This window comes from Micromonospora sp. NPDC005299 (assembly GCF_042872345.1).
Lineage (GTDB): Bacteria > Actinomycetota > Actinomycetes > Mycobacteriales > Micromonosporaceae > Micromonospora.
Genome location: NZ_JBIAKG010000005.1, coordinates 389609 through 411056 on the forward strand (window position 1 = coordinate 389609; position 21448 = coordinate 411056).

Here is a 21448-nt window from a genome sequence, read left to right on the forward strand (position 1 = left end):
TCAGCAGGAACTCCCTGCCGGCGCGGGACGGGAGTTACCTGGTTCCCGAGCGGGACTAGCCACCCGCTGTCGGGGCAATCCGTGAGGCGGCTCACCGTCGGACTCACACACGTCAAACGATCGATGATCGGCAAGGGAGAACATCATGCGTGGCGTCGTCATGCACGCCCCCGGCGACATCCGGGTGCAGAACCGCCCGGATCCGCGGATCGAGCAACCGACCGACGCCGTCATCCGGGTGTCGGCGACCTGCGTGTGCGGCTCGGACCTGTGGCCGTACCGGGGCGTTCAGAAGCTGGACGGCCCGACGCCGATGGGCCACGAGTACGTCGGCATCGTCGAAGAGGTCGGCTCGGAGGTGAAGACCGTCACGCCGGGCCAGTTCGTGGTCGGCTCGTTCTGGGCCTCCGACAACACCTGCGAGATCTGCCGGGACGGCTACCAGTCCGCCTGCGTGCACCGGGTGCCCATGGGCATGCTCGGGTCGCAGGCGCAGTACCTGCGGGTGCCCCTCGCCGACGGCACCCTCGTCGCCACGGACGAGGTGCCGCCCGCCGACCTGATGCCCAGCTACCTGGCCGCGTCCGACGTGCTGGGCACCGGCTGGTTCGCCGCGGTCGCCGCCCAGGCCGGCCCCGGCAGGACCATCGCGGTCGTCGGCGACGGCGCGGTCGGCCTGCTCGCCGTCCTGGCGGCCCGGCAACTGGGCGCTGAGCGGATCATCGCCATGAGCCGGCACGAGTCACGGCAGAAGCTCGCCCGCGAGTTCGGCGCCACCGACATCGTCACCGAGCGCGGCGACGAGGGCGTGGCCACGATCAAGGACATGACCGGCGGGCTCGGCGCCCACTCGGTGGTCGAGGCGGTCGGCACGCAGGAGTCGATGATGCAGGCCATCCATTCGACACGCGCCGGCGGGCACGTCGGGTTCGTCGGCGTCACCCACGACGTGGCCCTGCCCGGCATGGAGATGTTCTGGTCGCTGGTGCACCTGCACGGCGGTCCGGCGCCCGTACGTCGGTTCCTTCCGGACCTGATGCGCCTGATCGGCGACGGCACGATCGACCCGGGCAAGGTCTTCGACCTCGACCTGCCCCTCGAGCAGGCCGCCGAGGGCTATACGGCGATGGACGAACGCCGCGCCATCAAGGCGCTGCTGCGCCCCTGACCAACCCGCGTACCGAGGAGCGTCGATGGAACTCAAGCCCGTCAACCCCACCGTGAAGACACCTGCGCAGAACTTCACCGGCGACGTCTACCTGACCCCCGTCTACAACGGCACCGAGCCGTCGCGGATGACTGTCGCCCTCGTCCGCTTCACCCCCGGTGCCCGCACCAACTGGCACTCCCACGCCGTCGGGCAGACCCTGCACGTCACCGAGGGCGTCGGCCTGGTCGGCACCCGCGACGGGACCGTGCTGCGCGTGCGCGCCGGCGACACCGTCATCTGCCCACCCGGGGAGGAACACTGGCACGGCGCCACCACCGACACCTTCATGAGCCATCTCGCCATGCTCGAAGCCCTGCCGGGCGGGCAGGACCCCACCACCTGGGTCGAACCCCTCGCCGACGAGCAGTACCGGGCCGCGAACCAGCACCACGGGTGACAGCCACGCGAAGCGGGGGATCGTCAGGAATCCCCGGACGCATCGAGACGCGCCGACGCGACACGCCGTGTCGCAACACACGACAGGCCCGGGTGGGTTGACAGCGGCGGGGGTGCACGCCGTACCGTCTTTGAGTCCTACCACGGGAAGCGGCTGTTGTTCGCTTCGTCCCTTCGTCCGCTGGCCGAGCGACCGGAAGGTTGCGGCGGCCAGGTCCAGCGGGCGGGGGTCGGCGGGGCGGCGCGAACCGGCCGCGGTTACCGGTGTACGGGCAGGGTGAGAGGCACGGCCAGTAGACAACGGCCAGGCGGGGGCAGCCAGTCCACGTCGGGTCGGTCCGAAGGTCGGCGCCGATCGTCCTCGCCCCACCGGCCGGGAAGGGCCTGGGAGCATCGGGGCGCGGCGCGAGCCGCGCCCCGATTTTCATCCCCGCCGGACCCCGACCAGGAGCGGTGCCACCGGTTATGCTGCGCGGTATGACCGGAGCGGTGCGGAAGTTGTCGATCTCGGTTCCGCCGGACGTCGCCGAACGCCTCGAACGGGAACCCAACGCCAGCGCCTTCCTCGTGCACGCCGCGCGGGCGCTGATGCGCCGGGAAGCCCTCGACGCCGAACTGGCCCACCAGGGCGTCGCCGTCACCGAGGAGGGCGTCGCCCGGGCGCGGGCGGCCCGCGCCGCCGTCGACGTCGACTGGCCGGCCGAGCGCTACCAGGCGATCCGGGAGCGGGTGCGGCAGGCCGCAACCGACGGCGAGGGGGTCACCGCGGCGTGAGCGACCCCGACGCTGCGCCCGTGCGGCTGGTCCTCGACCGGTCGGCGCTGCTGGCGTACCTGGCCGGGTCGGTGCACGTCGGGGAGACGCTGCACGAGGTGATCGCCGACGGGGTGCGCTTCGGGGTGCCCGCGGTCGCCGCCGCCGAGGCGTACGCGGCCGTCGACGACCCGAAGGACCGGGCGGCGCTGCGGCGCCTGCTCGCCCTCGACGCCTGTGCCGTGCTGGCCACCGAGGGCGGATCGTGGCAGGAACTGGCGTACTGGCGGGGCTTCACCGGGCGGGTCGACCTGGCCGCCACCGTGCTGGCCTGCCTCGACCACGACGCCCCGATCCTCACCGGCGAGGACCGCTACGGCGCCGACGACCTGCCGGTCATCCGGCTGCCAGAGTGATCCGGCCCGGACGGGCCGACGGGCGGCTCCGGCGGGTAGCCTTCGGCGCGTGATCGTGGTGAGGTGCCGGTGACGACGCTCGACCGGGAAGAGACGCGTGCCACCGGCGGGGCACGCCCGGGCGGCGGCGGGCGCCCGCTGCCGCTGAAACTGGCCGTTCCGGCGGCCCTGCTGGCCGGTCTGGCGCTGCTTGTCGCCTTCCCCCCGTACGGGCTGTGGCCCCTCGCCCCGGTCGGTGTGGCGCTGCTCGCCGCGGCGGCGCACCGGCGGCGGCTGCGCGCCGGCGCCGGGCTGGGCTTCCTCGCCGGGGTGGCGCTGTTCGCGCCGCTGCTGGAGTGGACCAACCTGCACACCGGCTACCTGCCGTGGCTGCTGCTGTCCCTGCTCCAGGCCGGCTACCTGGCGCTGCTCGGCGCCGCCACCGCCTGGGTGTCCCCGCTGGTCGACCGGCACCGCGCGGCGTGGCCGCTGGTCACCGGGGTGCTGTGGGTGGGGCAGGAGGCGCTGCGCGACCGCACCCCGTTCGGCGGGTTCCCGTGGGGGCGGCTGGCGTTCAGCCAGGACACCTCCCCGCTGCTGCGGCTGGCCGCGCTCGGCGGCGCCCCGCTGGTCACCTTCGCCGTCGCCCTCGCCGGCGGCATCCTGCTCACCCTCGCCTGGCGCGACTGGCGCCGCCGCGCCGGGCTGTGGCGGCCGGTGGCCGGGCTCACCGCCGCCCTCGCCGCGGTGCTCGCCGCCGGCCCCGCCGTGCCGGCCGGGGTACGCGGCGGCGGCGACACCGTCACCGTCGCCATCGTCCAGGGCAACGTGCCCCGCCTCGGGCTGGACTTCAACGCCCAACGGCAGGCGGTGCTGAACAACCACGTCGACGCCACCCTGAAACTGGCCGAACAGGTCGCCGCGGGCACGCAACGCCACCCCGACCTCGTGGTCTGGCCGGAGAACTCCAGCGACATCGACCCGCTGCGCAACCCCGGCGCCGGCGAGCGGATCTCCCAGGCCGCCGACACCATCGGCGCGCCGATCCTGGTCGGCGCCGTGCTGCTCGGCCCCGGCGAGGGTCAGGTCCGCAACGCCGGCCTGCTGTGGCGCCCCGGCAGCGGCGCCGACCTGGACCAGCTCTACACCAAACGCCATCCCGTGCCGTTCGCCGAGTACGTGCCGCTGCGCGGGATCGCCCGGATGGTCAGCTCCGAGGTCGACCGGGTCCGCTCCGACTTCGTCCCCGGCAGCACCCCCGGGGTGCTGGACACCGGCGTGGCCACCCTCGGCGACGTGATCTGCTTCGAGGTCGCCTACGACGGCATCGTCCGGGACACCGTCACCGGCGGCGCGCAGCTGCTGGTGGTGCAGACCAACAACGCCACGTTCGACGCGGCCGAGGCCCGCCAGCAGTTGGCCATGGTCCGGCTGCGCGCCGTCGAGCACGGTCGCGCCGCCCTGATGGCCTCCACGGTCGGGGTGTCCGGGTTCGTTTCCCCGGACGGGCGGGTAGACGGAGCCACCGGGTTCAACACCGCCGCGGTGGCGGTGCGGCAGATGCGGCTCGGCGACGGACGTACCCCGGCCACCACGGCGGGGGTGTGGCCGGAGGTGGCCCTCGCGGCCCTCGCCGTCGCGGCCCTGGCCGGCGCGGCGGTGCTGCGCCGCCGCCGGGAGGTCGACCCGGGGTAGGACGACGAGCGGGAGGCGGTACACGGTGGGCGTGGTAGCCGACAGGCGCACGGTCGGCCATCCCGGGGTGGGACGGGTCCTCGTGGTCATTCCCACCTACAACGAGGCCGACAACGTCGACAGGATCGTCGCCCGGGTGCGGGAGGCGGCGCCGGGGGTGGACGTCCTCGTGGCCGACGACAACAGCCCCGACGGCACCGGCGCGATCGCCGACGGGCTGGCCGGCGCCGACCCGCACGTGCACGTGCTGCACCGCCCGGGCAAGGAGGGGCTCGGCGCGGCCTACCTGGCCGGTTTCGCCTGGGCCCGGCAGCGCGGCTACGACGCCGTGGTGGAGATGGACGCCGACGGCTCGCACGCGCCGGAGGACCTGCCGGCGCTGCTGGACGCCGCCCGCGACGCCGACATGGTGATCGGCTCCCGGTGGACCCGCGGCGCGCGGGTGCTGAACTGGCCGCTGCGGCGGCTGCTGCTGTCCCGGGCCGGCAACCTGTACGCCCGCCTGGCGCTGGGCGTGCCGGTCTCCGACGCCACCGGCGGCTACCGGGTGTACCGGGCGGCCGCGCTGGACGCCATCGACCTGGCCTCGGTGCGCTCCCAGGGGTACGCGTTCCAGGTGGAGCTGTCCCGGCTGGCGCACCGCGCCGGGGTGCGCATGGTCGAGGTGCCGATCACGTTCGCCGAGCGGGAGCACGGCGACAGCAAGATGAGCCCGCTGATCGTGGCCGAGGCGCTGTGGCGGATCACCACCTGGGGGTTGCGGGACCGGCGGGCGGCGGCCCGTCGCCCCGACGCGTTGGCCCGCTGGCCGTGAGCGCGGGCGTGTCATGCTGGAGGGGCGTGATGACACCCCCGGGCGGATGAGGTGAGATGCGCCGAGGACTGAAGTACGTACCACCGGCTCTGCTGCTGCTCGCGCTGCTGGAGCTGACCGTGTTCGTCCTGGTGGGCCGGGGCGTCGGGTTCGGGTTCGCGGTGCTGCTGGTGTTCGCGGCCTCGCTGCTGGGCCTGGTGCTGCTGCGCCGGGAGGGCATGCGGGCCTGGCGGGGCTTCCGGGCCGCCGTGGAGTCCGGGCAGCCGCCGGGTCAGCAGGTCACCGACGGCCTGGTGGGCCTGCTGGGTGCGCTGCTGCTGGCGCTGCCCGGCCTGGTCAGCGGCGTGGTGGGACTGCTGTTGCTGGTGCCGCCGGTGCGGCGGCTGGCCCGCGCCGGGGTGCGCCGGGCCGCCGAGGGCCGGGTGTCGTCGATGGTCGCCGGTGACCTGTTCGGGCCGCGCCGGGTGCGGGTGCGCCGCGGCGCGCCGCAGCCCACGCCGACGCCGACGCCGCAGCAGCCGCCGGTGACCGAGCCGGGCCGGGCCATCGAGGGGGAGATCATCGAACCCGGCCGGTGAAACCGGACAGGCAAGACGAAGCGCCCCCGGGGTGATCCCGGGGGCGCTTCGGTCGTTACGGGTGCTCAGGCGCGACCGCGGCGGGTGCGGACCTCCTGCAGCCGCTCGGCGAGGATGTCCTCCAGCTCGGCGATCGACCGCCGCTCCAGCAGCATGTCCCAGTGGGTACGCGGCGGCTTGGCCTTCTTCTGCTCCGGCTCGTTGCCGTCGACCAGCCGGGCGACGCTGCCGTCGAACTTGCACTCCCAGGTCGTCGGGACCTCGGCGTCGACGGCGAACGGCACCTCGAACTGGTGCCCCTTCGCGCAGAGGTACTCGCGGGTCTGACGCGGCGCGAGCTCCGTGTTGCGATCGGATTCGTAGCTGACTGCTCCCAGCCGGCTACCGCGCAGCATACGCTCGCCCATGATCGACTTCCCCTCGTTCGTGGTGCTGGTCTTCAGGTGTAACGGCCCGTCACCGCCGCCCCATTCCCGGCCACGCCGACGGCCCGGCACGGGGTCGGGATCCTCAAGACTAGCCGGTCATGACGGCTGCCCGGCGGGGTCGTCCCCGGCCGGGCCGAATCGGTGGAGTGTTTCGACTGTCAACGGGGATGTTAGCCGCCTCCACAGGTGCGGAGGTGACGATGACCGGTGACGCGCCGGCCGCGGCCCGAGCGCCCGGCGGGAAGACCTTCTTCGGCCACCCGCGGGCGCTGTCCACGCTGTTCCTCACCGAGATGTGGGAGCGGTTCAGCTTCTACGGCATGCGGGCCATCCTGGTGCTGTACCTGACCGCGTCGGTCGCCGATGAGGGCCTCGCCATCGGGGAGTCCACCGCCAACGCCGTCTACGGCACCTACAACGCCATGGTCTACCTGATGGCGCTGCCCGGCGGATGGGTGGCCGACCGGCTGATCGGCGCGCGGCGCAGCGTTCTCTGGGGCGGCGTGGTGATCGCGGCCGGGCACTACGTGATGGCCGTCCCGGCCCGGTGGAGCGTGTTCGCCGGCATGACGCTGATCGTGCTCGGCACCGGCCTGCTCAAGCCCAACATCTCCACCATGGTCGGCGACCTCTACGACCGGGACTCCCCGCGCCGCGACGCCGGCTTCTCGATCTTCTACATGGGCATCAACCTGGGCGCGTTCATCGCCCCGCTGATCACCGGCTTCCTCGGCGAGAAGATCAACTGGCATCTGGGCTTCGGTGCCGCCGCCGTCGGCATGACCTTCGGCGTGATCCAGTACGTGCTCGGCCGGCGCAACCTCGGTGACGCCGGCGCCCGCCCCGCCGACCCGCTGCTCGGCGCCGACCGGCGGCGGGCGCTGACCCGCATCGCCGTGGTCACCGTGGCGGTGCTCGTGGTGCTGGCCGTGCTCGCCCTCGTCGGGCTGTTCACCGTCAACACCGTGGTCAACCTGCTCACCCTGGTCACCGTGCTGGTCACCATCGCCTACTTCGCCCGGATCCTGACCGACCGGGAGATCAGCGGCACCGAGCGCAGCCGGATGAAGGCGTACCTGTGGCTGTTCGTCTTCGCCGCGGCGTTCTGGCTGATCTACGACCAGGCCGGGTCGGTGCTGAACATCTTCGCCGAGGACCAGACCGACCGGAACGTGGCCGGCTTCACCTTCCCGGCGTCCTGGCTGCAGTCGGTGAACCCGATCCTGATCATCATCGGGGCGCCGTTGGCCGCCTGGCTGTGGCTGAAGCTCGGGCACCGGGTGTCCACGCCGATGAAGTTCGCCGTCGGCCTGGTGCTCAACGGCCTGTCGTTCGTGCTGATGGCCGCCGCCGCGCAGGCCGCCGTCGGCGGCGACCTGGTCTCCCCGTGGTGGCTGGTCGCGGTGTACGCGATCCAGGTCGCCGGCGAGCTGGCGCTGAGCCCGGTCGGCCTGTCGGCCACCACGAAGCTGGCCCCGGTCAAGTACGCCAGCCAGATGCTCGGCCTGTGGTTCCTCGCCACCGCCGTCGGCGACGCGATCGGCGGTCAGGTCGCCCGGCTCGCCGAGAGCTGGTCGGAGCCGACGTACTTCCTGACCTTCGGCCTGGCCTCGGTGGTGCTGGGGCTCGCCGCGGTGATGTTCACCCGGCAGATCCGGCAGCTGATGGTCGGCATCCACTGACCGACCCGGAGATCACCTGGCCGGGGTCGGCGGCAGCGGCAGCGGCAGGCCGGGCAGCCCGTCGATGCTGGTCGCCACGTGCTCCTTGCCGGCGAAGTACGTGCTCAGCGAGGAGTCGTCCTCCCGGGCGAGCCGCCGCCCGTGCAGGTCGCGGTCGGCCTCGTAGGTCATCAGCGGCACGGCGTAGCCGCAGGTGTCGCGGATCAGCTCGGCGCGGACCACGACGATCGCCCGCAGGCCGTGCAGGGTCGGATCGATGTCGGGGAAGTGCCCCAGCAGCTCCGGCCAGCGCGGGTCGTCGCGGAACACCGGCTCGCCCCGCCCGTGCACCCGGACGATGTTCGGCGGGCCGGCGAAGGCGCACCACATCAGCGTGATCCGGCCGTTCTCCCGCAGGTGCGCGACGGTCTCGGCGTTGCTGCCGGCGAAGTCCAGGTAGGCGACCGTCAGCTCGTCGAGCACGGCGAAGGAGCCACGCAGGCCCTTGGGGGAGAGGTTGATCGTGCCGTCGCCGGCCAGCGGGGCGGTGGCCGTGAAGAACATCGGCTGCGCCTCGATGAAGGTCCGCAGCCGGCCGTCGATGCGCTCGTACGTCTTACCCACGCCCTGATGATCCCCGTCGGAGGTCACCTCCCGCTGCCCCGTCCCAGCCCGTGGCCAGCGGACGTCGGCGGCCTCAGCCGGTGCGCGAGCCCAGCCGGGCCAGGGCGCTGGCCAGGTCGCTGACCTGGTCGGCGAGCTGACCGGCCCGCCGCTGGGCGGCGTCGCGGTCGGCCTCGGTGGCGGCCAGCCGTACGGTCAGCTCGGCCAGCCGGGCCTCGACGGCGGCGACGGCCTGCCGCGCGGCCGCCAGGTCGGCCGCGCGGGCGTCCCGCTCGGCGGTCCGGGCCGCCAGCTCCTCCCGCGCGGCCGAGGCCGCCGCGACGGCCTCCGCCCGATCGGCCTCGGCCCGGTCCCGGGCGACCTGCGCCTCCTGCCCGATCCGCCGCGCCTCCGTGGCCTCCGCGCGGGCCTGCTCGGCCGCCGCCTGCTCGGCCCGGCGCGCTTCGGCAGTCTCCGCGCGGGCCTGGTCGGCCGCGCCGCGGGCCGTCTCGGCCTCGGCGCGGGCCCGGTCGGCCTCGACGCGCAGCCGCTCGGCCCGCTCCAGCGCCTCACCGGCCGAGCGGGTGGCCCGCTCGGCGTCGACCCGGGCGGCGTCCCGCTCGGCGGTCAGGTCGGTGACCCGCCGGCGCTCACCGTCGCGTTCGGCCCGCACGGTACGCAGCTCGTGGCGCGCGGCGTCGCGGTCCCGCTCGGCCTGCACCCGTAGCGCCTGTGCGGCGCCGGCCTGGCCGCGGGCCTCGTCCCGGGCCGCCTCGGCGTGCCGGGCCCGGTCGGCGGCCGCGGCGGACTCCGCCTCGGCCCGGTCGGCCCGCTCCCGGGCGGCGTCGCGTTCGGCCAGCGCCGCCTGAGCGTCCTGGCGGGTCCGGGCGGCGGCCGCGGCCGCGTCCTCGGCGTCCCGGCGGGCCTCGTCGCGTTCGGTGTGCGCCGCCGCCACCTGGGCGGCCGTTTCGGCGCGGACCTCGGCGAGCTGCCGCTCCACCCCGGCGGGGGACAGCTCGGCGTGCAGCGCGTCGGTGAGGGTCTCCACGATCTGGTCGAGACGGTCCACCGCCTCCCAGGTGCGGGCGACCTGCCCGGGCAGGCCGGGGGCGTTGCGGTGGCGCATCCGGGAGTTGCGCGACGCGCGCTGGCAGGCGCCGTCGTTGTCCCGGCAGTACCGGAAGGGACGGCCCGCGCCGACGCGCTGCGGCACCTCCCGTCCACAGTGGGCGCAGGGGCGGGTCTCGGGGGCGGGCTGGGCGTCCATCGGCGGCGAAGTCTAGTTGCCGCGGGTCACGACGGTAGCGAGGGCCTGGTGCGGGCGGCCGCTCGCGCAGGAGTCACGCCGACACGCTGCACCGGCAGCCTCGCCACCTTCCCGTATTCTGGCCACCGTCACCTGCCCGTGAACCATCGATCATCCGCATCCCCGAGAAGAGGCAGACCACCACATGACGGCGGTATCAGGCCAGCGACCCACCGCTGCGGATCCGGCGGTTGCCGGGCAAGCAGCGGAGGAGGACCTGCGCGCATTGTTCGGCCAGTCCATCGCCGTTTTCGCGTCCCTGGCGGGGCCGGCGCACCTGGTGGAGACGGCGAACCGGGCGTTCTTCGCCGCCATCGGTGAAGAACGGGCCCGCACCGGGGTCGAGCTCGCCGAGCTGATGCCCGAGCTGGCCGGTCAGGGCTTCATCGCTCTGCTGGACCAGGTCTACCGCACCGGTGAGCCCTACACCGGCCGTGACGTCCGGGTCGTGCTCGGCACCGGCCCGCACGCGCGGGAGGCGTTCTTCGACTTCACCTACGAGCCGCGCCGAGACGCCGGCGGCAACGTGACCGGGATCCGTGTGATCGGGGTGGAGACCACGCAGGTCAAGCATGCCCAACATCTGATGGCCGAACACCGCGCCCTGGTGGAGCAGATCGCCCGTCAGGCGCCCCTGACCGAGGTGCTCGACGGAATGGCCCGCTGTATCGAGGATCTCGCACCGCAGGAGGTGCTCGTCTCCGTTCTGCTCGCCGACCCCGATGGCCGGCACCTGCGCCACGGCGCCGCGCCCAGCCTGCCCGACTTCTACAACCAGGCCATCGACGGGATCGCCACCGGTGAAGGCATCGGCTCCTGCGGCACCGCCGCGCACCGGCGCCAACCGGTCATCGTCACCGACATCGCCACCGACCCGTTCTGGGACGACTTCCGGCAGCTGGCCGACCAGGCCGGGCTGGCCGCCTGCTGGTCCACGCCGATCCTGGCTCGCGACGGCGCTCTGCTGGGCACCTTCGCCATGTACCACCGCACCCCGCGGGCCCCGCAGGAGACTGACCTCGCCCTCGCCCGGGTCTTCGCCGGCACCGCGGCCCTGGCAATCGAACGCCACCACATCGAACAGGCGAAACTCGCCGCCGAAGCACGCGCCAAGGCAGCCCATGACGAGCTGGCCAAGGCGGTACGCGCGGAGCGGGAGCTGCGCGCCGAGGCCGAGGAGCGCGCCGCCGCCGCTGCGGAACTCGCCGCCCGGATGCGCGCCGCCGCGGCCGCGCAGGCCGCCACGCCGCGCCCCGAACATTGCCAGCTCGGCGGCACCTCCGGATGCACCGCACCGGCCGAGATCAAGATCGCCGACTCGTGGGGCGACTCCGCGTGGGGCTGCCCCATCCACGTCGAGGAAGCCATCCTCAACGTGCGATCGGTGTTCATCGCCAGCGAAGAACTCGGCGGCCTGGCCGCCTACCTCAACCGCTGACCACGGCCGGGGCTCGCGGCCGCGTACGGGGTGAGCAAGCGGGCCCTCGTCGCGTACGCCGACGCGCTGCGCCACGAGGTGGGCACCCACGTCGGGGTCGGCGTCGTCTACCCGAGCATGGTCGCCTCGCCGATTCACCACAGCACCGCCGAGGCCGGGCGGATCGCCGCCGGAGACCTCGACGCCGCGCCGCTGGCCGCCGGCATGGTGCGGCGGCGCCGGGAGGCCCGCCGGTAGGGTGCCGCCATGCCTGTCTCGCCCTACATCGCGCGGATGCGCCGGCACATCGGACGCGACCTGCTCATGCTCTACGGGGTCAGCGCCGTGGTGACCGACGAGGCGGGGCGGGTGCTGCTGGCCCGCCGGGGCGACAACGGCCGCTGGTCCGTGCCGGCGGGCACCGTCGACCCGGGCGAGCAACCGGCCGACGCGCTGGTCCGCGAGGTCCGCGAGGAGACCGGCATCGAGGTCGAGATCGAGCGGATCGGCGGGGTGGCCACCCATCCGGTCGTCTACCCCAACGGGGACGCCTGCGAATATCTCAATGTCTGGTTCCGCTGCCGGGCCGTCGGCGGCGAGCCCACCGCCGACGGCGACGAGTCCCTCGCGGTCGGCTGGTTCGCCCCCGACGAGCTGCCCGAGCTGGACGAGTGGTCACGCCTGCGGATCGCCACGGCGCTGCGCGAGGACCCCCACCCCTGGTACGCCGCGCCCGGCGAGCACCACCCCGCGCTGCACCAGCCGGACAACCTCTGACCCTCGACACCGGCGCACCGCCGGCCGTGGCGTTCCGGTGGCGTACCGGTCAGGGGGTGGCGACGGCGGCGCGCGAGCGGTCGGCGGCGATGCGGACCGCGAGGCCGGCCAGCACGGTGCCCATCACGTAGCGCTGGGCCCGCGCCCAGGCGGGCCGCCGGGTGAGGAACGCCGACACCGTGCCGGCGGTGAGCACGATCAACCCGTTCACGGTCAGCGCGATGCCGATCTGGGTCAACCCCAGCAGCAGGCTCTGCACCGCCACGTGCCCGCGCGCCGGGTCGACGAACTGCGGCAGCAGCGACACGTAGAGGATGGCGATCTTCGGGTTCAGCAGGTTGGTGACCAGGCCCATGGTGAACAGCCGCCGCGGGCGGTCCGGCGGCAGCGGCGCCGGGGTGAACGCCGACCGGCCGCCCGGGCGCAGCGTCCGCCAGGCCAGCCACAGCAGGTACGCCGCGCCGGCCAGCTTCACCGCCGTGTACAGCGGCGGGACCAGCACGAAGACCGTGGCGATGCCGGCCACCGCGGCGGCCAGGTAGACCAGGAAGCCGACGGCCACGCCGAGCAGCGACACCAGTCCGGCCCGCCGCCCCTGGGTGACCGACCGGGACACCAGATAGACCATGTTCGGGCCGGGCGTGAGCACCAGACCCAACGCCACCAGGGCGATGCCCACCAGCGCGCCGACCGTAACCATGCGACCTCCCCGCCGTCCGTCCTGCTCGGACCCTACGCCGGGGATACGATGCCGCGAGAGCGGGCTCGCCGCGGGCGGCGTGACGGGCCACACTACCGGGATGCCGATCGTGCTCCACGCCGCCGCCACCCTCTCCGCCCCCGGCCTGCTGCTGCGACCCTGGCGCGACGACGACGCCGAGGCGCTGCTGGCCGCGTACCGGGACCCGGTGCTGCAAAGCTGGACCCGCTACCCGGTGACCACCCGGGCCCAGGCCCGAGCGTTCCTGCGCCGCAGCCGGCAGGGCTGGGCGGCCGACCGCCGGTTCAGCTTCGCGGTGCTGGAGGCCTCGGCCGAGGGGGAACGGCTGGTGGCCAACGTGGTGCTCAAGGAGGTCACGCCCGGGCAACCGGCCGCCGAGGTGGGCTACTGGACGGCCGCGCCGGCCCGGGGCCGCGGGATCGCGCCGCGGGCCGTGGAGGCGGTCACCGGCTGGGCGTTCGCCCGGTTCGCCGCCGGTGGCCTGACCCGCCTGGAACTGCTGCACCAGGTGGACAACCTGGCATCCTGCCGGGTGGCCGAGAAGAGCGGGTACGTCTTCGCGGAGGTGCTGCCGGCCCGGCCGCCGTTCCCGCGCGACGGGCACCGCCACGTCCGCCTGCTGCCCTGAGCCCCCCACCGGCGGGCTCAGCGGTCGGTCGGTCCGGAGCCGGCCGTGGGGGTGTGCGGCGCCGGGCCGAGCAGGCGCAGCAGCAGCCGGGGCTCGCCCGGCCAGGCGTCGAGCAGCACCTGCCGGGGCACCTGCCGGCCGGCGTAGCGCAGCGCGAGCGCCACCACCACGATGTCGTCCAGCGGGCCGATGACCGGCAGGAACTCCGGGATCAGGTCGATCGGGCTGGCCAGCCAGAGCCCGGCGAACACGATCGCGACCTTGGCCCGACGCGGCACCCGGGGGTCACGGCGCAACCGGCGCACGGTGGTCAGGCAGTCCGGGATGAAGGCGGCCAGGTCGCGCAGGATGCCGGGCGGCAGCCGCCGGGCCAGCAGCACCAGCAGCGCCCAACTGGCCAGCAGGCAGGCCACCGCGACCCCGAGGCCGATGAGCCAGTCGCGCACGCCGGTGGTCCCTCCCGTCCGGGGTACGGGCCGCCCGCCGGCCCACCAGAAATGTACGACGCGCTCGGGCGGCACGGGGATCCAGAGCAGCGGCGTCGACGAGGACGCCCCCGTCGATGCCCGTTTGCGGCTGGTGACCTGTTTCTCACCGGCCCCTGGCGGGCGCCCGGGCTGGGAACAGCCCGGTCCCGGTCGGCGCTGAACCAGGTCGGTGACCGGCGGATACGGTGGAACGGGAGGTGACGGCGGTGACGACAGCCTGGGAGGCCGCGGTCGAGGCGCAGATCCGCTCGGCCCAGGAGCGCGGCGAGTTCGACAACCTGCCGGGGGCCGGCAAGCCGATCCCCGGCCGCGACCTGCCCTACGACGAGGGCTGGTGGATCCGGAGCTTCCTGGAGCGCGAGCAGCTGCCCGGCGACCTGCTCCTGCCCACCCCGCTGCAACTGCGCCGCCGCATCGAGAACCTCCCCGAGGAGGTCCGCGACCTGCCCACCGAGGAGTCGGTGCGGACGTACGTGGCCGCCCTCAACACGGAGGTGGTGGCCTGGCTGCGTACGCCCACCGGGCCGCGCGTGGTGGTGCGCCCGGTCAACGCCGATGACGTGGTCCGCGACTGGCGGGCCGCCCGGGAGCGGGCCGCGGCCGAGCGGGTGGCCGCGGCGACGGACCCGGCGGCCGCCCCGGCCCCGCCGCGGCGTCGCCCGTGGTGGCCCTGGCGACGCCGCTAGCTCCTAGGTGACCCGAACAGCGCGGCGACACTGCCTGAGGCGATTAACGAATTACCGGTAACGCCAATCCGCTAAACAGCCCGGACAAATAGGGCGTAACCCGGCAGCACCATAATGACAGTTCTTGTGTAACAACAAAAGTGATACTGTTGTTGGGTGTCCAGAGTGTGCAGACGATGCCAGAAGACCAGACCCCTCGACAGCTTCATGAAGGGCGACAGGGAGATGCTGTCCTGCGCCCCCTGCCGCGACTACGCCCGGGCCAACAGCCACAAGAACCGAAGGGCCAACCCCGACAAGATCCGCACTGACAACCTTTGGGCCTTCTACCGCATCAGGCCAGAGGAGTACGACGCCCGCCGGGAGGCCCAGGACTACCGGTGTGCCATCTGCGGCCGGCACGAGAGCGAACTCAAGGTCAGGTCCCGGGGCCGCCCACGGAAGGACGGGACACCGAACGCCGAGCCCTTCCGCCTGGTCGTGGACCACTGCCACAACTCCCGCCAGGTACGCGGCCTGCTCTGCACCGACTGCAACGTCGGCCTCGGAGCCTTCCGAGACTCCCCCGAGGCGCTCATGGCTGCCGCGCGGTACCTGCTCGAAGGCGACCGGACTCCGCTCATGTTGGAATCGAGCGCCGAGCACCCGTGAGGGAGAATGGATCTCATGCCCGACGAATACCTGACCGATGACGAGGGGCGCATCGCCTCCCTCGGCCTGGCCGCCCTGACCGCGTACATCAACGACGACGCGGTCGGAACCGCCCGGCTCATCAACGACCCGAGCGCAGGCCCCCAGAACGCGATCAACGGCCTGCTCGTCACCGCCTCGGTGCTACTGCACAGGCTGAGCAAGGCGACGGGCCAGCCGGAGGAAGACATCCTCCAGGAGCTGGGCGTGGCGTACGCCGAGCGCGACCCGGACGCCTCGGCGTGATCCGGGTCGACGGCCGGGAGTACGGCACCGCCGCCGAGATCGCCGCACGCCTCGGCCCCGACATCACCCCCGCCAAGGTCCGAGACTGGGCCACCCGCGCCACCAACCCCGACGACCGCCTCCACGGCCTCCTCGACCGGCATCACGTCCCCGGCCGCGGCCGAGGCACCACGTACTACCGGCTCGACCAGGCCGCCACCGTCGAGCACATCACCCGCACCTCGACACGCGGGCAGAAGCGCCAACTTGACTCCACCCCGGCCGCTGCCTGATCATTTCCGTCATCACCTCCCACTAGGCGAGGTGTCCCCACAGCCCGGTTGAGCGCCACGCTCCCGGGCTGCTGTGCGTCCGGGGTCGGGACGCGGGGGCGGGGAAGCGGGCCGGCCACCGCGGCGGGAGGCCGGCCCGCACACCCCACCGCAGCGACGTGGAGCAGTCGGTAGCTCGCTGGGCCCATAACCCAGAGGTCGCGGGTTCGAGTCCCGCCGTCGCCACAACGAGAGGTGCGCCATGGCCGCCCGCTGGGCAGGACAGTTGTGCGCGTACCGGCGCTTCTCGCCGGGTTACTGACCTAGCCGGCAGTGGGGGAGTGCGTGGGCCGGTGCCCGGCGGGCCCGGGCGGCGTTGTCGGCGAGCGCGACGTCGAGGAACGCGCCGACCCCGACCTCGGTGGCGTCGGCGAGCCGGGCGATGAGCAGCAGTCGCCGCCGCAGCGCCTCCGGCTCGCCGGACCCGGACTGCGCCGGCCGGCGGCCACCGGGGTACGGCGACGCCCGGCGGCGGGTCGTCGGGGAGGCGGGTGCGTCGTCGTCGAGTTGCGCCGCGAGCAGCGGCCAGACGTCCTGGCCGTCCGGGTCGAGTTCCTCGATGAGCAGCGCGGCGGTGTCGCCGAGGACGTGGTACGCCCACGGGTCGGGCAGTTGCGCCAGCCGGTCGACCGCGGCGTCGACGCCGGCGAGGTCGGACTCGTCGGCCGCCCGCACCCCGGCCACCACCGCGTTCCACAGCTCCTGCTCCGCCGGGCTCGGCGGGTGCCTCATCGCCATCTTCGCTCCGCTTCTGACCTGCGAGGGGTCAGGCGTCGAGAGTTCGAGGCGGCCGGTGCGCCGCCCGGGTCGGGGGGTGGCCGGCACGGGCCCGTAGGAGGGCGAGACCCGTGCCGGCCGCGGTGATCACCCCAATCACCGCCTTCGCGCCGCCGCGGGCTGCCGGCCCGCGGTGACGTCGTCTCCGAGGTGGACGGACCCGGCTCGGGTACGCCCGCCAACATGAGTCAAGTATCCGACATATTTACCTGATTAGGACGATTCGAACGTTCGTGTCGCACGTGTTCACGTCCTCACCGGGGTTGGTTCGCGTTCCACCGTGGTGGGACGCGCCGCGGGCGGTATCGCCGGGTGTCGACCGGCCGTACGGCGGGGCCAGGGCAGCAGCCGGGGTGCCCGCCGGGCGCTGAGGTCCTCGATCCAGCCGAGGGCCAGCACCAGGCCGATGAGCAGCATCAGGGCCGCCGCCAGGTAACCCACCTGGCCGAGCCGCCAGAAGCCGATCAGGTCGCCCACGGCGAAGCAGACCGCGATGGCGGCGTTGTGCCAGAGGTAGATGGTCAGCGCCCGGCTGTTCAGCGCGGTCACCAGCCGGTCCAGCGACCGGAGCCGGGACAGCCAGCCCATCGGCGGCGCGACGCGCAGCAGCACCAGCACGAACCCGAGCGACCAGAACGCCTGCGCCACGGGGATGTCGTTGAGGTCGCCGCCCACTCCGGTATGCGTGGCCAGCCAGCCCACCGCCACGCCCAGGCAGAGCACCGCCAGGCCCAGCAGCGCCGGCAGCGAGAGCCGCCGCAGACGGCGATCCTGGTGTGCGAAGCCCACCAGCCAGCAGGCGGCGAACGTGAGCAGGTCGGTCAGCACCGACTCCACCGGTCCGTCGAACCCGGGCGCCGCGGTCTGGAGCAGCACCACGCCGGCCAGTGGCACGAGCACCGACCACAGCGGCCACCGCCGGTGCAGCGCCAGCATCGCGGGGGAGAGCAGCACCAGCCAGAGATACGTCACCAGGTACCAGAGCACCCCGGTCACGTCCGCCGCCCACGCGCTGCCCGGCGGCTGCACCAGCGGCACCGCCCAGCTCAGCAGCGCCGGCCAGGCGGGCCGGTCGGACCAGCCGTGCCAGAGCATCACCGGCACCAGCACCAAGCCCAGGGCCCACAGCCCCGGCAGCAGGCGACGCAGCCGGCCGCTGACCGCCCGCTTCGGCGTACGGTCCAGCGAGCGGGCCATCAGCGAACCGCCGAGGGCGAACATCACCCCCATGGCGGGGAAGGCGAAGCTCAGCCAGGCGGCGCCGAACATGTGGTACGCGATGACCCGGCCCAGCGCGAGGGCCCGCAGGGTGTCGAACCAGCGGTCCCGACCGGGCCGCGTCCCGGCCCCCGGTGGCACGGGCGTCTCCTCGACCGCATCGCCGGCCCGTTTGACCCGCCGCCAGCCCAGCCGCGCTCCGGTCAGCGCGGTGACCATGGACCGGGCCAGCACCAGGTACATCAGCTGGCGGTAGGCGAACTGCTGGATGGGCAGGGTGAGCAGCGGGCGCAGGGGCTCCCGGTCCAGTTTGAAGGCCACGGTCGCGGTGAGCATCTGCACGGCCAGCATGACCAGCCAGGCCACCGCCGTCTTCGTGGTGTCCAGGAAGAACAGTCCGTAGACGGCGAGCAGGTCGAGCACCGGCCCGAGCAGGGGAAGCAGCACGCCGAACAGGGCGAGCATGGGCAGGCCGAACCGGCCGAAGCGGGCGCCCGCACCCCGGTCGCGCAGGGCGCCGCGGTGCTTCCACATCGACTGGAGGGTGCCGTAGCTCCAGCGGTAGCGCTGCCGCCACAGGTCGCCCACCGACGCGGGCGCCTCCGTCCAGGCCCGGGCGCGGTCCTGGTACACCACGCGCCAACCCGCGCGCAGGACCGCCATGGTGACGTCGGTGTCCTCGGCCAGGGTGTCGCCGCTCATCCCGCCGACCCCGGTCAGCGCCCGACGGCGGAAGGCGCCGATCGCGCCGGGCACCGTGGGGATGCAGCCCAGCCTCTCGTAGAACCGGCGGTCCAGGCTGAAGCCGATGACGTACTCGATGTGCTGCCACTGGCCGAGCAGCCGGTGCCGGTTGGCGACCTTGACGTTCCCGGCGACCGCGCCGATGCGCGGGTCGGTGAACGGCTCGACGAGCCGCCGGATCGCGTCCGGCTCGAAGACGGTGTCCGCGTCGACGGTGACGATGATGTCGTGCGAGGCGTACAGGAGTCCGGTGTTGAGGGCGGTCGCCTTGCCGCCGTTGGGTTTGCGGATCACCCGCACGCCGGGCAGGCCGAGGGAGTCGACGAGGTCGGCGGTGCCGTCGGTCGAGCCGTCGTCGACCACGATCACCTCGATCCCGGGGTGGTCGTTGGCGACCAGGGACCGGACGGTGGCGACGATGCCGGCCCGCTCGTTGTAGGCGGGCACGATGATCGAGACCGGCGCGGTCGTCACTCCCCAGGGCCAGCGCTGGGCCCGGCGGCGGCGGGCCAGCCGGCGGGCCAGCAGGAGCAGCATCACGGTGCGGACCAGCATGAGCAGGCCGACCACCACGAAGATCAGGGCGAGCCCGCGCAGGATGCCGTCGGCCAGCCGGATCGCCCAGCAGACCGGCGCGGCCCGCCAGCGGTCGCCGGTGGACGCCGCGACGTTGCCGGCGTACGCGGGCGCGTCCGGTCGGGCTCGGTTGATCCCGGCGCTGACGGTGGTGAAGGTGTAGCCGCGGGCGCGCATCAGCGGGATGAACCGGTCCAGGGCCGCGAGGGTCTGCGACCGGTCCCCGCCGGCGTCGTGCAGCAGCACGACGGCGCCCGCGTCGCCGGCCGGCGTCAGGTTGCGCACGATGGTGTCCACCCCGGGCCGCGCCCAGTCCTCGCCGTCGAGGTCGTTGACCACGGTCAGGTAGCCCTGCGCGGCGGCCCGGCGGATCACCGGCCAGTTGGCGTCGTCGACGGCGCTGGGGACCGAGGAGTACGGGAAGCGCAGCAGGCTCGTCCGGATCCCCGCGGCGTGCACGATCGCCATCTGGGTCTGCGCGTACTCCATCCGTTGCCGCCAGGCGGGCAGCAGGCTGGCGTCGGGATGGGTGAAGGTGTGCACGCCGAGTTCGTGCCCCTCGGCCGCGGCGCGCCGGGCCAGGTCCGGGTGGCGGGCCACCTCCGACCCGATCACGAAGAAGGTGGCCGGGGTGTGGTGCCGGCGCAGGACGTCGAGGACCCGCGGGGTCCAGGTCGGGTCGGGCCCGTCGTCGAAGGTGAGGGCGATGGTCCGCGCGGGCAGCCGGTAGGTGCGGGGCTGGTCGCCGCGGGCGTCGAGCACCGGCCCGCCGTCCAGGATCTCCGTGGGCACGGTGACCTGGTCCTCGGCGTCGCGGACGTGGTCGGGGCGGAAGCTGGCGTTCGCGTACGCCTCGACCAGCAGCACGGACCCGACCACCAGGGCCAGCGACGCGACGACGAACCGGCCGGCGGTGCGACGACTCGGGAGCGTCATCCGACGCCCTCCGGACCGGTCCCGGGCAGGGTCGGCAGGGTGCTGCCGGGCTCGGTGGTCGCGGACGGCGTCGGGGTGCCGGGCGTTGTCGGGTCCTCCGGCGGCGGGGCCGGCGACGGGGTCGGGGCGGCGGGCCGGTCCTCCCGCGGCGCGTCGACCGGGGCGGGGTCGACCTGCCGGGGCGCCGGCCGCGCGTTGCGAGCCGGGCGGCGCGCGGCGGCCGGCGCCACTGGCGCCTCCGTGGCCTTCGTCGACGGCTGAGCGGGGCGCGGCTCCGTGGTCCCGGGCGAGGGGGCAAGGACGGGTGGGCGGGTGGCTCCGCCGCTCGGGGCGCCGCCGACCGAGACCGGGCCGGGCAGCATCGGCGTCGCAGGGCCCGGGAGCAGGGCGGCGGCGGCCATCGGCAAGTAGCTCAGCGAGGCCACCGCGACGAGGACGCCGGCGCGCCGGATCCGTTGCCGGCGGGCGCCGGTGGCGTCGACGAAGACCGGTCGGGCGGGTCGGGACGCGACTGTTGTCATCGGAGGGTGCGGGTCGCCGGGGAGCCCGTCGAACGAGATGCGAGAAGCCACCGGCTGAGGCTATTGGGGAGGTTGTGAGCGTATATACCGATTTGAAGGCGAGGAGAAGGGCGGATCTTTCACCATTCGCATATCCGGAAAAAGAGGCATGGTGGCCCCCAGACCACGCAGACGTGCGTTGAGCGGCCAAACAGGATTAACATCCACAATGCTCCGCGGGCCACCCCGCTCCGGGGCGGCCCGCGTCGTCGGTCGGTCAGGGCTGGGTGCGGTCGTCGATCTCGCTGTCGGACTCCCCGGGTCGAGCGCCGATCGCCTCCTCGGCGGCGCGCCCACCGGTGCTCTCGTCGCCCAGGTCCAGGCTGCTGCGGGGCAGCCCCGACAGCCCGGCCGGATCCTGGATGTCGCCCCGCACGCCCCGGTCGTCCTCGGTGCGGTCGTCGATCTCGGTGCCGGACTCCCCGGGTCGAGCGCCGATCGCCTCCTCGGCGGCGCGCCCACCGGTGCTCTCGTCGCCCAGGTCCAGGCTGCTGCGGGGCAGCCCCGACAGCCCGGCCGGATCCTGGGTCGGCTGGTCCGGCCAGTCGGCGGTCTGCCCGCCCGCCCCGCCGACGGACTCCCGCCGTCCGACCCCCTGCGCGTGGTACGCGCCGGGCACGCCGGGATCACCCGGATCGGCCAGGCTGGTGTCGACCGGCCGGGCGTCCGGGTCGGCCAGCCCCGCCCGGCGCAACATGTCGACCAGTTCGTCGTGCGGCATGCGCTCGGTGTCCGTTATTCCGGCCCCGCGCGCGATGGACCGCAGGGTCGTCAGGTCCTGATCTGCGAAGGTCTCGGCCATGCCGATGCCTTCCCGGCGCCCGAGAGAAGGAA

The 21448-nt window shown here is 73.9% G+C and carries 25 protein-coding genes and 1 tRNA gene; 17 read left to right on the forward strand and 9 right to left on the reverse strand.

What is annotated here, in order from left to right; all coding sequences use genetic code 11:
* Window positions 1-145: 145 nt before the first annotated feature.
* The 7 genes from ACFYPD_RS17630 (at window position 146) to ACFYPD_RS17660 (ending at window position 5841) form a co-directional block, all read left to right on the forward strand.
* On the forward strand, window positions 146-1168 hold the full coding sequence (locus ACFYPD_RS17630; protein WP_387114064.1) for a zinc-dependent alcohol dehydrogenase family protein: 1023 nt from the start codon (window positions 146-148) through the stop codon (window positions 1166-1168).
* Window positions 1169-1193: 25 nt separating this feature from the next.
* On the forward strand, window positions 1194-1607 hold the full coding sequence (locus ACFYPD_RS17635; protein ID WP_387114066.1) for a cupin domain-containing protein: 414 nt from the start codon (window positions 1194-1196) through the stop codon (window positions 1605-1607).
* Window positions 1608-2083: 476 nt separating this feature from the next.
* Window positions 2084-2380: a hypothetical protein gene (locus tag ACFYPD_RS17640; RefSeq protein ID WP_387114068.1), complete on the forward strand. Its 297-nt coding sequence runs from the start codon at window positions 2084-2086 to the stop codon at window positions 2378-2380.
* Window positions 2377-2775, forward strand: a complete 399-nt coding sequence (locus ACFYPD_RS17645; protein ID WP_387114070.1) for a hypothetical protein — start codon at window positions 2377-2379, stop codon at window positions 2773-2775. Before ACFYPD_RS17640 ends, ACFYPD_RS17645 begins: the two co-directional genes overlap by 4 nt.
* A gap of 69 nt (window positions 2776-2844) precedes the next feature.
* Window positions 2845-4449 carry an apolipoprotein N-acyltransferase gene (gene lnt / locus ACFYPD_RS17650; RefSeq protein ID WP_387114072.1) on the forward strand — a complete coding sequence of 535 codons (1605 nt, stop codon included), beginning with the start codon at window positions 2845-2847 and terminating at the stop codon, window positions 4447-4449.
* Between the two features lie 25 nt (window positions 4450-4474).
* On the forward strand, window positions 4475-5263 hold the full coding sequence (locus ACFYPD_RS17655; RefSeq protein ID WP_387114074.1) for a polyprenol monophosphomannose synthase: 789 nt from the start codon (window positions 4475-4477) through the stop codon (window positions 5261-5263).
* A 56-nt stretch (window positions 5264-5319) separates the two neighbouring features.
* Window positions 5320-5841: an FxsA family protein gene (locus tag ACFYPD_RS17660; RefSeq protein ID WP_387114076.1), complete on the forward strand. Its 522-nt coding sequence runs from the start codon at window positions 5320-5322 to the stop codon at window positions 5839-5841.
* A 65-nt stretch (window positions 5842-5906) separates the two neighbouring features.
* Here the strand turns inward: ACFYPD_RS17660 and ACFYPD_RS17665 are convergent, their stop codons facing one another.
* Complete coding sequence (locus ACFYPD_RS17665; RefSeq protein WP_007460094.1) at window positions 5907-6248, reverse strand: RNA polymerase-binding protein RbpA; 342 nt, start codon at window positions 6246-6248, stop codon at window positions 5907-5909.
* Window positions 6249-6469: 221 nt separating this feature from the next.
* On the opposite strand from ACFYPD_RS17665, the gene ACFYPD_RS17670 reads away from it, so the two are divergent.
* Window positions 6470-7951: a peptide MFS transporter gene (locus tag ACFYPD_RS17670; RefSeq protein ID WP_387114410.1), complete on the forward strand. Its 1482-nt coding sequence runs from the start codon at window positions 6470-6472 to the stop codon at window positions 7949-7951.
* A gap of 12 nt (window positions 7952-7963) precedes the next feature.
* On the opposite strand, the gene ACFYPD_RS17675 is transcribed toward ACFYPD_RS17670, so the two are convergent.
* A complete protein-coding gene (locus ACFYPD_RS17675) occupies window positions 7964-8554 on the reverse strand; it encodes a pyridoxamine 5'-phosphate oxidase family protein (RefSeq protein ID WP_387114077.1) in 591 nt (196 codons plus the stop codon).
* A gap of 73 nt (window positions 8555-8627) precedes the next feature.
* Window positions 8628-9800, reverse strand: a complete 1173-nt coding sequence (locus ACFYPD_RS17680; protein ID WP_387114079.1) for a hypothetical protein — start codon at window positions 9798-9800, stop codon at window positions 8628-8630.
* Between the two features lie 184 nt (window positions 9801-9984).
* Between ACFYPD_RS17680 and ACFYPD_RS17685 the strand changes: the two genes are divergently transcribed.
* Genes ACFYPD_RS17685 through ACFYPD_RS17695 form a run of 3 tightly spaced genes read left to right on the forward strand, consistent with a single transcriptional unit; the run spans window position 9985 to window position 12033 of the window.
* The gene (locus ACFYPD_RS17685) at window positions 9985-11277 is read left to right on the forward strand and encodes a GAF domain-containing protein (protein WP_387114081.1); all 1293 of its coding nucleotides are present in this window, start codon (window positions 9985-9987) and stop codon (window positions 11275-11277) included.
* A 30-nt stretch (window positions 11278-11307) separates the two neighbouring features.
* Entirely contained in the window at window positions 11308-11514 is a 207-nt protein-coding gene (locus ACFYPD_RS17690) for a hypothetical protein (protein ID WP_387114083.1), read from the forward strand.
* Between the two features lie 9 nt (window positions 11515-11523).
* A complete protein-coding gene (locus ACFYPD_RS17695) occupies window positions 11524-12033 on the forward strand; it encodes an NUDIX domain-containing protein (RefSeq protein ID WP_387114085.1) in 510 nt (169 codons plus the stop codon).
* 49 nt (window positions 12034-12082) lie between these two features.
* Here the strand turns inward: ACFYPD_RS17695 and ACFYPD_RS17700 are convergent, their stop codons facing one another.
* Window positions 12083-12733: a LysE family translocator gene (locus ACFYPD_RS17700; protein WP_387114087.1), complete on the reverse strand. Its 651-nt coding sequence runs from the start codon at window positions 12731-12733 to the stop codon at window positions 12083-12085.
* Between the two features lie 100 nt (window positions 12734-12833).
* On the opposite strand from ACFYPD_RS17700, the gene ACFYPD_RS17705 reads away from it, so the two are divergent.
* The gene (locus tag ACFYPD_RS17705) at window positions 12834-13382 is read left to right on the forward strand and encodes a GNAT family N-acetyltransferase (protein ID WP_387114089.1); all 549 of its coding nucleotides are present in this window, start codon (window positions 12834-12836) and stop codon (window positions 13380-13382) included.
* A 17-nt stretch (window positions 13383-13399) separates the two neighbouring features.
* Here ACFYPD_RS17705 and ACFYPD_RS17710 read toward each other — a convergent pair whose 3' ends face one another.
* On the reverse strand, window positions 13400-13828 hold the full coding sequence (locus ACFYPD_RS17710) for a YkvA family protein (RefSeq protein ID WP_387114091.1): 429 nt from the start codon (window positions 13826-13828) through the stop codon (window positions 13400-13402).
* Between the two features lie 248 nt (window positions 13829-14076).
* Between ACFYPD_RS17710 and ACFYPD_RS17715 the strand changes: the two genes are divergently transcribed.
* The 5 genes from ACFYPD_RS17715 (at window position 14077) to ACFYPD_RS17735 (ending at window position 15989) form a co-directional block, all read left to right on the forward strand.
* Window positions 14077-14556 carry a DUF1992 domain-containing protein gene (locus ACFYPD_RS17715; RefSeq protein WP_387114093.1) on the forward strand — a complete coding sequence of 160 codons (480 nt, stop codon included), beginning with the start codon at window positions 14077-14079 and terminating at the stop codon, window positions 14554-14556.
* 207 nt (window positions 14557-14763) lie between these two features.
* A complete protein-coding gene (locus tag ACFYPD_RS17720) occupies window positions 14764-15207 on the forward strand; it encodes an endonuclease VII domain-containing protein (protein ID WP_387114095.1) in 444 nt (147 codons plus the stop codon).
* A 15-nt stretch (window positions 15208-15222) separates the two neighbouring features.
* Window positions 15223-15492 (forward strand): hypothetical protein, encoded by a 270-nt coding sequence (locus tag ACFYPD_RS17725; protein ID WP_387114097.1) that lies wholly within the window; start codon window positions 15223-15225, stop codon window positions 15490-15492.
* Window positions 15489-15764 carry a hypothetical protein gene (locus ACFYPD_RS17730; protein WP_387114099.1) on the forward strand — a complete coding sequence of 92 codons (276 nt, stop codon included), beginning with the start codon at window positions 15489-15491 and terminating at the stop codon, window positions 15762-15764. Before ACFYPD_RS17725 ends, ACFYPD_RS17730 begins: the two co-directional genes overlap by 4 nt.
* 152 nt (window positions 15765-15916) lie before the next feature.
* A tRNA-Met gene (locus tag ACFYPD_RS17735) sits at window positions 15917-15989 on the forward strand.
* Between the two features lie 69 nt (window positions 15990-16058).
* Here ACFYPD_RS17735 and ACFYPD_RS17740 read toward each other — a convergent pair.
* The 4 genes from ACFYPD_RS17740 to ACFYPD_RS17755 form a co-directional block, all read right to left on the reverse strand.
* On the reverse strand, window positions 16059-16541 hold the full coding sequence (locus ACFYPD_RS17740) for a hypothetical protein (RefSeq protein ID WP_387114100.1): 483 nt from the start codon (window positions 16539-16541) through the stop codon (window positions 16059-16061).
* Window positions 16542-16826: 285 nt separating this feature from the next.
* Complete coding sequence (locus ACFYPD_RS17745) at window positions 16827-20054, reverse strand: glycosyltransferase (RefSeq protein WP_387114102.1); 3228 nt, start codon at window positions 20052-20054, stop codon at window positions 16827-16829.
* Window positions 20051-20626, reverse strand: a complete 576-nt coding sequence (locus tag ACFYPD_RS17750; protein ID WP_387114104.1) for a hypothetical protein — start codon at window positions 20624-20626, stop codon at window positions 20051-20053. Before ACFYPD_RS17750 ends, ACFYPD_RS17745 begins: the two co-directional genes overlap by 4 nt.
* Window positions 20627-20831: 205 nt before the next feature.
* Window positions 20832-21416, reverse strand: a complete 585-nt coding sequence (locus tag ACFYPD_RS17755; RefSeq protein WP_387114418.1) for a hypothetical protein — start codon at window positions 21414-21416, stop codon at window positions 20832-20834.
* Between the last annotated feature and the right edge of the window lie 32 nt (window positions 21417-21448).